Below are 12,573 nucleotides of genomic sequence, written 5' to 3'. Positions count from 1 at the left end.
CATGAAAGCCACAGAATGGATATATTGCCCTATCTGCGGCAATAAAACTCGCACAATGATACGGGAAGATACAGAATTAAGAAACTTCCCTCTCTACTGTCCGAAGTGCAAAAAGGAAACAAGCATCAATGCTCAGGATATGAAAGTCACGCTTGCAGAACACAAATAAGATTTTTATGTATGCCGCCGCATGGGTGATACCATAGCGGCGGTTTTTCGTGCCTATCGGCTGTCTCTGTCAAAGGATTTCTTTCTCTGTCTCGGCTGGTTTCTCTGCTTACCCTCCGCCTGAAGCTGACGCAGGCGTTTCAGCACGCTCTCTCGTTCAGGCGGCTTTGCCTGCTCTTTTTTGGCGGGTTTCTGTTTTTCCCTGACCTGTTGCTCCCATGCGGCAAGGTCACGATTGAACTGCTCCACAACAGCCTCCGCCTTACGGTAGGTTGCCATGTACGCCTGCACATCGGGATAACCGTCCTCTTTCAGAACATCGGGCAGTTTATCCAGCTTTTCAGCGATTTCCTTTTCTGTCCGCTGTATCTGCTCTGTGAGCGCCTTGCGCTCCTTACCCTTGAAAATCCCTTTTGTATCGGCAAGCTGTTGTTTCAGCTTCGGAAGTACCGTATCCTGCAAATGCCGGATTTCTTTCGCCTTATCCTGCGCCTTTATCATCAGCTTTTGCATGGTACGGAACTCTGCCATATCTATTTCAAGGACAGGCTTCGGCGGCATATCGTGTTCACGGATTAAGTTTTGCAGGAAGTCCTTAGCCTTGTTTACGATACTGCGGAACAGACCCGGCAGCCAGCCCTTGCTTTTGATAGACTGGCTCGCCTTTTCGTGTATCTCTGTCTGCTTGACTTCTAAAATCTTTGCTTCGGAGATACCTGATAATAACGCCATATCCGCTGTCCTGTTCCATTCCTGCCTTGCGGCATTATCGGCTTTGATTTCGTCCTCTTTGGGATTATTTTTGCCGATTTTCTTGGCCGGAAGATAGACGCTGTTTTTATCAAATACCTTTAAGTGCTGCTCAGGATCGGAGATATGGCAGTTAATAAGTTCTGTATACACTTCCTTTATCTCTCGGAGAAAAGGCTCTCCCTTAAAGCGTGTATCTTTGGTAGTAAACAGATGGCTTTCGTATACCTCGCCTTTTTTGATGACGGTACAGCCTTTCCGTATCTGCCCGTCCTCCCCCGTGATTTCCTTTTTGGTGCGGACACGCTTTCCAGTCTCGTCAAAGAACACGCTGCGGGAAGCAACCTTTACATCAGGTTCGGGGAGCAACCTCCTCTCGCTGAAAATCAGATGGATATGATAATTTGTCTTGCGCTTGTTGTGGTGGAGGGCGGACACGCACTCCACACCGTACCGCCTGCGGAACTCCTCTGTAAAGTCCGTGAGTACCTGCTGCGGCTCGTATTGCGTATAGATTTCGGGCAAGGCGATAATCAGTTCCCTTGCTTCGATACATTTGCCCTCTGTGCCGCTGCGCTGAAACTCCTGCTGGCTTTCCCTTGCAAGGTTGCTCCAAAAGGTGCTGTCGGCGGTGCGGTAGGTGGCATAGAGATTTTCCTGCCTTGCATGGCTTGTAATATACGATATTCGCCCTTTGACATTGGGCAGTTTTGACATCTGGATAAAACTGTGTCTCGGCATACATCATCTCCGTTTTCTGTTGTCAAGGTGCGTCCTTTTTTTGCAACCGTTTACGGTTGTGGCTGTCGCTGCGGCAGCGGTGACAGCCCCGTATCATACGCCGCAGGCGGTTGATACGGAAGCCCCCTGCAAGGGCGAAATACCCGGAGTACAAATCGAAGATTTGTGCGAGGGGTGTATTTCGCTCTCAAACGCCGAGGGCTTAGGGTTACTTTCCGAAAAGAGAATGGATGGTCATTCCACTCTGCGGACATCATCGGGCTTCAGAAGATTTCTTCCCTGATTGACCGTCAGAAACCGTTCCAGCGTGTCCCTGCGGATAATGGTCTTGCGCCCCACTTTGAGGACGGGCAGCTTTCCCCATTCCACCAGCTTCCGCATGGTGTTCCTGCCGATACCCGTACATTCTGCGGCTTCCTCTATGGTAAGTCCCATTTTGACTGCGCTCATTCTATCAACCTCCTTTTAGAATACTCATTTTGCAACTACTGTTTTATCATTATACTTATTCTGCCATCTCTTGTCAACCTATTTTGCAACCATTCATAGTTTATTTACAACTTTCATTGAGATAAAGGTTGCAAAATAAGCATCGGCGTGTTATACTGATACCAGTCAGGAGGTGAACACCTTGAAAAAAGAAACCACATTCACCGCAAAACAGGTCGGTAGGAGGATTAAGGAACGCCGCACAGAGTTAAACATTACCATGCCGGAACTTGGCAGGCGTGTAGGCGTGAACAAATCCACCATTCAGCGGTATGAAGCGGACGGAGTTGATCCGAAGCGCACAATGGTTATCAACGGTCTTGCGGAAGCGTTGCTCACAACTCCCGAATGGCTGACAGGTCTTTCCGATGATAAGGAATATGACACCTATACTCTTTGCCAGCGGGATATTGAGGAACACATCAGGAAATATCTGGACACAGTTTCCTATACAGTAAAGGGCGAGCCGCACCAGCAGCTTCTCACGACATTTCTCGGCAAGATGGTTGACCTGTATACGGTTATGACCTGCTACTTTGCTGATGCTATGGAGGAAGTTGACCGTGTGGCGGAGGACAAAGGGCTGAAAGAGTCTCTTGGACGGTACGCCATAGAGTCCGGGGCAATCATGGAACAGGTATACCGCAAGAAGATGGAAGTACCGATTGAGGATATGAAACGGTTTTTAGACGGGATTTTACATATCCACGATGAGGGGCGCACAAGAATGTCGATGGGCGCACTTTTCGGGATAGTGGAGGAAGCCGAAGAAAGGCTTTCCGAAAAAGAAAATTCCGTGGCACCTTGACAAGTAAAGACGCCAGTTGACTTTCACTGGCGGAAGTGACACAATTACTTTACGCACACCATATGTCACAGTCCCGATTGCCACGGATAGAAAGGAGTTTTTTATCTATGGCAAAAGGTTCTGTAAGAAAGAAAGGCAAAAAGTGGTACGGACGCTTTTATATTGAAGATGAAAGCGGCAGAAAAGTGCAGAAAGAGTTTGCAGGCACAGAGAGCAAGGCGGAAACAGAAGCCATGCTCCGCAAAGCGATAGCGGACTATGAGGAAAAGCAGTTTGTCGGGAAAGCGGAAAACATCACGGTAGGCGATATGCTGGATATGTGGGTAGAGGAAGAACTGAAACCCGGCAACTTAAGCAACGGGACGGTCATGTCCTATCAGGGAACGGTCAACCGTATCAAGCAATATCCCATTGGCAAACGCAAGCTGAAAACCGTGACCGCCGACCATTTGCAGGCGTTCATTGATTTTCTGAGCTACGGTGGGACAAACCCGGACGGGACAACTTCAAAGCCCATGAGCAAAGGATATATGCTCCTGTTCTCGGCGGTGTTGCAAAATTCCTTCCGCTTTGCGGTTTTCCCGAAAAAACTGATTACCTTTAACCCTATGCAGTATGTGAAGCTGAGGGGCAGGAAGCAGGAAACGGATATTTTCTCGGACAGTGAGGAAGATACTTCCAGTATTCCTACTATCACCCATGAACAGTTCCAAAAGCTGGAGGAATTTCTCAAGGCAAAAGATAATCCCGCCTTGCTGCCTGTGCAGATAGCGTACTACACGGGGCTTCGTATCGGGGAAGTATGCGGCTTGACTTGGCAGGATATTAACCTTGAGGAACAATATCTCACGGTACGCCGAAGCATGCGCTATAACGGAACAAGGCACACAACCGAAGTGGGAACGACAAAACGGAGCAAAGTCCGCACCGTTGATTTCTGCGACACGCTGGCGGCAATCCTGCGGGCGGCGAGAACAGAACAGCGCAAAAACCGTTTCCGCTACGGGGAGTTTTATCACCTGAACTACTACAAAGAAGTAAAGGAAAAAGGGCGCACCTATTATGAGGTTTACAGCCTGCAAAGGACAGAGGAAGTCCCGGAGGATTACAAGGAAATCTCCTTTGTCTGCCTGAGAGCAGACGGGGCGTATGAAGCGCCGAGTACGGTAGGGATTATGTGCAGGGCGGCAAAGAAGAAAGTGAAAGGGCTTGAAGATTTCCATTTCCACACGCTCCGTCACACCTACACAAGCAATCTGCTTTCCGGCGGCGCAAAGCCGAAAGATGTGCAGGAACTTCTCGGACACTCCGATGTCAGTACCACAATGAACATCTACGCTCACTCTACAAGGGAAGCGAAGCGCACTTCCGCAAGGCTGCTGGATAAGGTGGTCGGCGGGGAATAAAAAGTTGCCCTTGTTTCGGCTCGTAAGGGCAAAAACAAGGGCAAACAGATAAGGTTTGAATGAAAAACAGGCGTGAAGCCTTGAAAAATCAATGGTTTTTGAGGATTAGATAGTTAAATTTTAATTTTAAACACCTGCATTCCGCGAATCTTAATGCGGATATCTGTAAACCAATTGGCCAGCAACAACGCAATGACAATCTGAGGCACAAAACCAATGAGCCACAGAATCAGGGTATTTCCAGCATAGCCGATCATATCGGAGCGAAGCAACTCAGCATAATTCTCCAAACCAATAAAGGATAAACAAATAGCCCCATTTGGCATAGCTGAGATGATTATTTTTCTTTTTCATAGTTCACCGTTCCTTTTCGGGAAAATGCTGCCGCACTGTATTATCAGTGCGGCAGCCATTTTCAATTTGGGGTTACCAGTAGCTATATTACTCCGCCCACTGGATCTCGGTAACGTCAGGATAACGCTCCCGGATCGCAGTCTCAAAGTTTGCTTTTGCCTGGTCGTAGTCCACATTATCCTGGAAGTAATCGCTGAACGCATTCTGGATCAGCTCAACGCAGCCCTGATCGTAGGAAGAGAGCGGCGCGATCTTGATGTTCTCCGCCACAGGAGCGAAGTACTCATAGGGGTTCTGGCCACCCAGGAACTCAGAAGCAAAGGATGCGTCCGTGGCAGCTTCCTGCATGCCGCTGACCGTGTTGGTGAAATCCATGTAATCACGAGAGATCTTAAGCAGGTTATCCTTATCGGCAGTCAGCGCCAAAATGATGTCCTTTACATGCTCCGGGTTGTCAGTGCCGGTGGCTGCGTGGATGTAGGAACCGCCCCAGTTATATTCCTGCGGGGGATTGGTCACGCCCCACATTCCGCTTTCGCCATCCCAGTTGGGATTCAGAGTAAAGTCGATGCCCCATGCAGGCAGCAGGAAAGCAAATACCTTCGAGGAGGAGCTCATGGACTTATTCCAGTCATCATTCCACTGCCCTTTAACCGTCTTATCGAAATATCCCGCATCCAGCCATTCCTTGGAATCATTGATCCAGTTCATGATCTGCGGATCTACCTTAACCGTAGTCTCACCGGCAGCCACCCAGGGAGCGGAGATGCTGTTGCCATACAGTCGGAAGGTGTCTGCATAGGAGGCAAACGTAAAGTAACCCTTCGCCTTCAGTTCTTCTGCAGTTCCCTTCAAAGTATCCCAGTCCTTAACCTTTTCGCCTACTGCTACGGGATCATCAGTACCGAAAACATCCTTGGCAATATCGCGGCGATACACCAACAGGCCTGGGCAACACTGCCAGGTAGAACCGCGCTGTACGCCATTCTGGTCCGAAGCAGTGGTCTTGGTAAACTCATACTGGTCAGCCAAATCAGTTGCAGGATCAATGCCCAGATCCTCCAGAGGCATAGCTACATCTGCATCCGCATCGGTGTATTTGAACACATAATCGGTTTCAGAAAGGAAAATATCCACCTTATCATCGTTTGCAGCCGATGCCTGATTCAGCAGTGCCTCGTCCAGCTTCTGCTGATATACGCCATCCTGATTGGGGTTGATGATCCAGTGGATCTCGGTGCCATCCTTGAGCTTGGTAACAGTACCATCAGAAGAAGTACTTTCTACTTCCGGGTAGATGGCCTCCAAACGGGTACGGAATTCATCGTTCCAGCTATAGATATTGATGACCGCACCTTCCGCCGAAGTACCGTCGCTTACAGTACTGCCGGATGCACCTGCTCCGGCGCCGCAACCGGTCAGCACACTGGCACCAACTACAGTTGCTGCCAGCAGAGAAACTACTCTTTTGTTCATGCTAAAAACCTCCTATTTTTTTGATACCCCTGCGTGGAGTACCGAATCCGTTATCGTACTATTATTATACCGTCCTGCTCTTATCCAATATATTATAATCAAACAAATAATATCAAATTCATGACTAGATTTTGTCCATTATGCATTCCCAAATCTTATCTCCCACTTTTCTTTCTCAGCTTCAGCCACTCTGATTTCATTGCTACCACTCTAGTTTCATAGTATAATAAAATAAAATATTCTATATTAACTTCCGACCTAGTTTTCTGCACCGGACAGATTTAACCATCCTCCCAGCACAAAAAGGGGGCAATTATGAGCTATCAGAAGGAGTGGCTTCTTTTGGAAGCCAATGACGAGATCGATGAAATGGAACACCGAAACCCCAGTGAGGAATATCAGTTTTATCATGCAGTAGCCAGTGGAAATGTGGATTATGTGCGCCGCAACTGCGAATCGGGCCGTTTCAGCCAGGAGGAAGGGGTAGGGCAGCTGTCTCGCGACCCCGTACTCAACCTGAAATATCACCTCGTCATAACCACCGCTATGATCACCCGGCTTTGTGTTCAAAGCGGCATGGAGCTGGAGCAGGCTTTTCGACTCAGCGATTTCTATATTCAAAAGCTGGACGATCTTCACTCCGTGAATGCGGTTTGTCAGCTGCACGATGATATGGTGATGGATTTCACCAAAAAGATGCGCAAGCATCTGCGCAACGACACCAATTCCAAGCATATCAACGCGGGCAAAGAATACATTTACGCTCACATCAAAGAGCGCATCACCATTGAAGACCTGGCCGACGAACTGGGGGTTTCTCCCAGCTATCTTTCCCGCCTTTTTAAAAAAGAAACCGGAACTTCCGTCAGCGGATATATTCGCCAACAGAAAATCAACATGGCCAAAAATCTGCTGCGCTTCAGCGACAGCTCCATGATCGACATTGCCAACCAGCTGGCGTTTTCCTCCCAAAGCCATTTTATCCAGCAATTCCGCGAAGTTACCGGAATGACTCCCAAAAAATATCGGGATGTAAGCCGCTTGAACCCCTGGGAGGATTAATGCTTTTGATAACTGCAAAAATCCCGCCGGGCTGACCGCCCGGCGGGATTTTTTATCCTATCCGCTTAAAGAACCAGCAGGATCTCATTCTCTGCAGTCAGCAGCTTCTCCGGAATGTAATTGGAATCAAGCTCCTGCCCGTTGACACGCAAAGAGGCAAAGCCGGATTCTTTCCCATTCGGATTTTCCACACGGATATGCAGCTTCCGACCGCGGAAGTCCTTCTCCATTGTAAACGACTTCCACTGCTTCGGCACCGCAGGTGCCAGGCGCAGGCCATTCAGATCCGGCCGAAGGCCCAGAATTCCTTCCACACAGCCAACCATCACCGTGGAAGCGGTACCCGTCAGCCAATGCACTTGCGAACGTCCGAAATGCTTGCTGGCAGGCCCTTCCGTAAACTGACCATAGCAATAAGGCTCCAAGCGACGGATCTCTGCCCGGTCATTTTGCGCCGCCGGCGCATTTTCCGTGAAATAACGGAACGCACGTTCTCCGTGCCCGAGCAGAGCCTCCGCCAAGATCAGCCAGCCCTGCGACTGCGAGAAGATGCCCGCGTTCTCTTTTGTTCCAGGGTTATAAATGACCGCCAACGCACCATCAAAAGCATGTGCATGATAAGGCGGATCCATCAGAACCGCTCCGTATGGAGTATTCAGTCGATCGAACACCTTACGCATTGCTTCATCCGCCTGTTCCTCACTAGCCAGCCCACTGATTACCGCCCAGCTCTGGGGGTTCAGCCACAGGTTCGCCTCCGGGTCCTGAGCAGCACCGATGCGTTCACCTTCTTCTGTAAAGCCACGAATGAAGCGGTCACCATCCCAGCACAGCGCCTGAATTTTTTTGCCCGCTTCCTCCAGTTCATTTTCCAGCCAACGGCAATCCTCTTGCTGCCCACGATCCTCCGCAAAGTATTTCAGGATGCGCAGTGCGTAGTAAAACTGCAGCGCCACAAAGGTGGATTCACCGTTTGCTCCCAATCGCAAGCAATCGTTCCAGTCCGCATACAATCCGGCCGGCAGACCGTGAGGCCCCAGATGAGCCAGAGAAAACTGAACCGCACGCTTCAGATGTTCGTACACGGTGCCCTCATCTCGATTTGCAAAAGGGATCACCTGATCCAGAAATTCCTTGTCGCCAGTTTCCGCCACATACTTGTATACCGTGGGGAACAGCCACAGCGCGTCGTCCGCACGATAGGCAGGATGCCCGGTCTCTGCCACATACGAAGCATCGTCCGGGGTATCTTCATGGCCAGGATTATGGGTAAACTTCACCAGCGGCAGCCCGCCGCCGTTATCCACCTGGGCAGACAGCATGAAGCGGATCTTCTCGCGTGCCATCTCCGGTTCCAGATGAATAATCCCCTGAATATCCTGCACGGTGTCCCGATATCCGTAACCATTGCGCAGGCCGCAGTAAATGAAGGAAGCCGCGCGGGACCACACAAATGTAATAAAGCAGTTATAGGCATTCCATGTGTTGATCATCGTGTTGAAGGCCGGGTCCGGTGTATCGACCCGAAGATGGTCCAGGCGTCCATACCATTCTTCCTTCAGCTCCTTCAGCTCTTTCTCGCAGCGCTCCGCGGCATTCCGGTAGCCCTGCAGCAGCTCTGCCGCCTTTGCAGAGGTCTTCATCCCCAACAGGAAGGCGATCGTGCGGCTTTCACCAGGTTCCAGTTCCACAACGCAGGAAAGCGCCCCACAGGAATTTTCATTGTAGCTGAGCACATTTCCAAGGTCTCCGGATGCAACCCCCTTCGGGTTTCCATATGTGTGATAACGCCCAAGGAACGCATCCTTATCTCCACAGTAGGAAGCAACCTGATCGCCCGCCAAGCCAAAAAAGCGTTCGGTAACGGTCTTTCCGTCCACCATCTCATCGGCCGCCTGTGCATCCAAATTGCCATGAATCTGCTGCATGATCCGATTGGTGTCAAACAAGGTCCGGCTGATGAACAGCGAGTACTGCAGGTTAACCTGATCCTGCTCATAATTGCTATGGTTGGTGAACTCCGCATAGCCGGTCAGCGTCAGCTCCCGCCGTTCCGTCGAACGGTTGGTCACCGTCAGCTCCCACACCTCATGAGCACTGTCCTTCGGCACATAGTACACTGCCTCTGACTGAATCCCGCTGTATTCGGCCAGCATCCGAGTGTAGCCCATGCCATGGCGGCACTCGCAGTGGTACTTCTCCAGGTCTTTCCCCACAGGCTGCCACGAAGCAGACCAGAAATCTCCGCTGGCATTATCTCGCAGATAGAGATAACGGCCCGGCTGATCAAACTGGTTGAATACATACCGCAGGATTCGCCCGTTTGCGCCGGATTTTGCAAAGCTGTAGCCACCCGCATTATTGGAAACGATCGCGCCGTATTCCGGAGACCCAAGGTAGTTTACCCAGGGTGCAGGCGTATCCGGCCGCTGCACTACATATTCCCGCTGCAAATCATCAAAATATCCATACTTCATCTGAAATCCCATCCTTCGTTTTTAAACAAGTTTCACATCGATCACGCCGCCTGCTGCTCCAAGCCGTTCGATCTGTTCCCGGGGCACCACGATCCTTCCCTGCATATCCTGCGTCAACATCTGTTCGCCGCAGCACGCCGAAGCGATCCCATACTCGCCGTATTCCTTGCCCTCCGCATTGTGATAACGAATCGTCAAGGGGCATCCTGCGAACTGCAGGCTCACCTGCGCAGTTCCGTTCTGGTCAAACTGCTCGGCGGTCAGTCTCGGCTCCAGAAGCAGATTGCCTTCCTGGCCTCTTACGCCAAACACCTGGGTGATCATCGTCAGCATGAACCAGCTGGCCGCACCGGTCAGATAGTTGTACATTCCTCGGCCATCTGCAGAAAAATATTCGGGAATGCCCGGGTAAATCCGGCTGCTTTCAAAGTGAAGTGCTGCATCCGCCAGAGCTTTGAGAACCTTCCAGCCCTCTTTTGCAAAACCGCGGCGATAAAGCGCATTCGCATACATAACTGCCATATGAGAAAAAACAGCCCCGTTCTCCTTCTCGCCATACGCAAATCCGAACATGCGCCCCAAATTGAATTTCAACTCGTTAAAATCTGTGTTCAGCCGGTATCCGCCGATCTCGGGACGATAGAGGTAATGGTCCGCACTCCGGGTGATCTGCTTGATCTGCCCGTCGTCTGCAACCTTTCCCATGATCGCAAACACCTGACCAGTGAGCATCATGCGGACCCCCGAGGGGAAGATCCCCTCCACAGCCTGTCCGTCGTTGTCGTAGTAGCTGTTAAACCAGCCCTCTTCTCCATGATCGATCCATTCCTGCCGGCGCAAATGCTCCGTCAGCCAATCTGCGCGCCGCTGCAGATCTTCCGCCAGATCGGATAGCTTGACCCGCATTCTCTGTCCGCTCACTGTGAAACGGCAGCGATCCAGATAGTTTTTCAGCCGCTCCTGCTTGCTCTGAATATCGTCATAATCCTGCTTCTCTCCGCCCAGCAGGATCGCCAGCTCCTCCAGCAATTCAATCTCACGCCCAGGGCATGCTTTATCCATTGTCTGAATCATTTCCGCCAGCTCGCGCAGATTCCCCGCATACGCACAGGTAAACGCAACGCTCTCGCCCCGTTCCGCTGCCATATCCAGTGCGTCGTTCCAGTCCGCACCGCGCAAACGATACAGATTATGCTCGCCCACATCATAAAATGCAGTCAGTTGCTCCACCAGCAGATGCTCCAGAATTGTCCCTTGGTAGATCTCGCCCGCTGCTGTACGTTGCCAATTGCCCTCATCCGGGGTCCATGTATCATCGATTCCATTCCCGCGCATTGCCTGAGGGTCCTTGAAATAGGGGGCCACACGTTCCAGTATTCCGCTGTCGCCGGTTTGGTCAATATACAACTTTGTGGTCATCTGAGGCCACAGCGCATGGTCCATCCATACTCGGGCAATACCGTTGCGGTCTGCAATAAAATTACCATCGCCCGCACCGATGATCGTAGCATTCGTACCATCCACGCGAACACCACCGTAATTGGCTTCGATCATCTGCCCTACCTGACCGGGTTCCATCAGCAAAAGTGACAAACAGTCCTGCCACAGGTCGCGCCAGCCCCGGCCGCCGCGGCCATAATCGTGATGCGGCAAAAACGAACAGCCAAATAGCCGCCGCAGATAGGGCTGGAAACAGATCCACTTCATCAGCCGGTCTCTGTCAGCATTATTGGTAGAAAAGGCCACATTAACCTTTTGCTTCCAGTAGCGCTTCGTCTGCTCAAGCACTTGATCGATTTTTGCAACGGAATTATACCGGGTGAAAATCGCATCAACATCTGCACTACTATCTTCTACCCCAAGAAGCAGCACAAACCGGCAGCTTTCCCCAGGAGCCAGCTCGATTGCAGGGAAGCGGAAAGCGCCCATCGCCTCGCGTCCTGCACGGGAAGTGCCCGCGGGAACGCCCAGATAGGCCTCGCATACAGCACGGGGACGGGTAAAAGTTCCACCTTCTCCGATGAATTCCTCAACCGTGGGATAGAACGCTTCCGGCTTCTGACCATTCTCCTGATATCCCAACACATAATAGACCTTATGATTCGGTCTGTGGCCCCGTTCATCAAACGACATCGTCGGGCAAACCAGAACACCATGCTCTGTTGTGTGGATTCGATGAAGCATCGACGTCACATTCCTGTGGTCCCGAAGATTGTCCGCACTGCGCCCATACAATGGGATCGCAGCATACGGAACATACCGGCGAGTCTTCTCCGTATAGTTCTTTACCGTCACCGACAGGATCTCCACATTATCCTGTACCGGCACAAAGCTGGTCATCTTTGCATGAACGCCTATACTACATACCGTACGCTCCAGCGTATGCCACATCAGACCTGCCGTCAGTCGGCTGCTATCCTGATTCGGCGTAAACCGAGTTGCCTGCTGCATTGCTGAAGCTCCTGTCAGAGAAACCGCAACACCGTCGGAATCAACCATCCAAAAATTCCGTGTGGAACGGTTATTATGCAGATTTTCGACGCTAACCGGTTCCAGTAAAAAAGTTTCCTGGCACAGCTTTGCATCACCGCCCAAATCTGGCGACACACAACTTTTCAGACCGGTCTCCGATGCCAACGGAAAATATAGCTGACTGATTTCCTCCGGGCACTCCATTACAAAGCTGGCATCTTCATCAATAAAACATGGACGTTGCAAAGCCATTCCTCCTTGTTTGTTTATTGTTTTTCGTTTGGCTGCTGCGACAATACCGGGCTTTCTTCTTTAACCTTTTTCATCGCACCTTATGTGCATATCATCATAACCAAATTTTTAAACAGAA

The 12,573-nt window shown here is 50.8% G+C and carries 10 protein-coding genes; 4 read left to right on the top strand and 6 right to left on the bottom strand.

The window, feature by feature from the left end:
- Window position 1 precedes the first annotated feature (1 nt).
- The gene (locus PH256_RS05275) at window positions 2-169 is read left to right on the top strand and encodes a cysteine-rich KTR domain-containing protein (protein ID WP_074141147.1); all 168 of its coding nucleotides are present in this window, start codon (window positions 2-4) and stop codon (window positions 167-169) included.
- Between the two features lie 53 nt (window positions 170-222).
- Here PH256_RS05275 and PH256_RS05270 read toward each other — a convergent pair whose 3' ends face one another.
- Complete coding sequence (locus tag PH256_RS05270) at window positions 223-1,635, bottom strand: MobA/MobL family protein (RefSeq protein WP_225363507.1); 1,413 nt, start codon at window positions 1,633-1,635, stop codon at window positions 223-225.
- A 258-nt stretch (window positions 1,636-1,893) separates the two neighbouring features.
- Complete coding sequence (locus PH256_RS05265) at window positions 1,894-2,109, bottom strand: helix-turn-helix domain-containing protein (protein ID WP_002586623.1); 216 nt, start codon at window positions 2,107-2,109, stop codon at window positions 1,894-1,896.
- Window positions 2,110-2,281: 172 nt separating this feature from the next.
- Here PH256_RS05265 and PH256_RS05260 point away from each other — a divergent pair, with 172 nt between their 5' ends.
- On the top strand, window positions 2,282-2,956 hold the full coding sequence (locus PH256_RS05260; RefSeq protein WP_225363674.1) for a helix-turn-helix domain-containing protein: 675 nt from the start codon (window positions 2,282-2,284) through the stop codon (window positions 2,954-2,956).
- Window positions 2,957-3,063: 107 nt separating this feature from the next.
- A complete protein-coding gene (locus PH256_RS05255) occupies window positions 3,064-4,362 on the top strand; it encodes a tyrosine-type recombinase/integrase (protein ID WP_002586625.1) in 1,299 nt (432 codons plus the stop codon).
- Window positions 4,363-4,475: 113 nt separating this feature from the next.
- Here PH256_RS05255 and PH256_RS05250 read toward each other — a convergent pair whose 3' ends face one another.
- Together PH256_RS05250 and PH256_RS05245 are read right to left on the bottom strand one after the other, a co-directional pair.
- A complete protein-coding gene (locus tag PH256_RS05250) occupies window positions 4,476-4,688 on the bottom strand; it encodes a hypothetical protein (RefSeq protein WP_442866650.1) in 213 nt (70 codons plus the stop codon).
- A gap of 115 nt (window positions 4,689-4,803) precedes the next feature.
- Complete coding sequence (locus tag PH256_RS05245) at window positions 4,804-6,192, bottom strand: ABC transporter substrate-binding protein (RefSeq protein WP_087182849.1); 1,389 nt, start codon at window positions 6,190-6,192, stop codon at window positions 4,804-4,806.
- A 315-nt stretch (window positions 6,193-6,507) separates the two neighbouring features.
- Between PH256_RS05245 and PH256_RS05240 the strand changes: the two genes are divergently transcribed.
- Window positions 6,508-7,254 (top strand): AraC family transcriptional regulator, encoded by a 747-nt coding sequence (locus PH256_RS05240; protein ID WP_087182848.1) that lies wholly within the window; start codon window positions 6,508-6,510, stop codon window positions 7,252-7,254.
- A 65-nt stretch (window positions 7,255-7,319) separates the two neighbouring features.
- Here the strand turns inward: PH256_RS05240 and PH256_RS05235 are convergent, their stop codons facing one another.
- On the bottom strand, window positions 7,320-9,731 hold the full coding sequence (locus PH256_RS05235) for a GH36-type glycosyl hydrolase domain-containing protein (RefSeq protein WP_270913259.1): 2,412 nt from the start codon (window positions 9,729-9,731) through the stop codon (window positions 7,320-7,322).
- Between the two features lie 21 nt (window positions 9,732-9,752).
- Entirely contained in the window at window positions 9,753-12,455 is a 2,703-nt protein-coding gene (locus tag PH256_RS05230; protein WP_270913258.1) for a GH36-type glycosyl hydrolase domain-containing protein, read from the bottom strand.
- Window positions 12,456-12,573: the final 118 nt, after the last annotated feature.

The organism is Allofournierella sp. CML151, from assembly GCF_027853465.1.
Lineage (GTDB): Bacteria > Bacillota > Clostridia > Oscillospirales > Ruminococcaceae > Allofournierella.
This window is presented reverse-complemented; position numbering and strand designations above follow the sequence as displayed.

Bases quoted from the DNA above. Each gene is read 5' to 3' on its own strand.
- PH256_RS05230 (WP_270913258.1), bottom strand. From the start codon at position 12,455: ATGGCTTTGCAACGTCCATGTTTTATTGATGAAGATGCCAGCTTTGTA.
- PH256_RS05240 (WP_087182848.1), top strand. From the start codon at position 6,508: ATGAGCTATCAGAAGGAGTGGCTTCTTTTGGAAGCCAATGACGAGATC.
- PH256_RS05255 (WP_002586625.1), top strand. From the start codon at position 3,064: ATGGCAAAAGGTTCTGTAAGAAAGAAAGGCAAAAAGTGGTACGGACGC.
- PH256_RS05245 (WP_087182849.1), bottom strand. From the start codon at position 6,192: ATGAACAAAAGAGTAGTTTCTCTGCTGGCAGCAACTGTAGTTGGTGCC.
- PH256_RS05275 (WP_074141147.1), top strand. From the start codon at position 2: ATGAAAGCCACAGAATGGATATATTGCCCTATCTGCGGCAATAAAACT.
- PH256_RS05250 (WP_442866650.1), bottom strand. From the start codon at position 4,688: ATGCCAAATGGGGCTATTTGTTTATCCTTTATTGGTTTGGAGAATTAT.
- PH256_RS05265 (WP_002586623.1), bottom strand. From the start codon at position 2,109: ATGAGCGCAGTCAAAATGGGACTTACCATAGAGGAAGCCGCAGAATGT.
- PH256_RS05235 (WP_270913259.1), bottom strand. From the start codon at position 9,731: ATGAAGTATGGATATTTTGATGATTTGCAGCGGGAATATGTAGTGCAG.
- PH256_RS05270 (WP_225363507.1), bottom strand. From the start codon at position 1,635: ATGTCAAAACTGCCCAATGTCAAAGGGCGAATATCGTATATTACAAGC.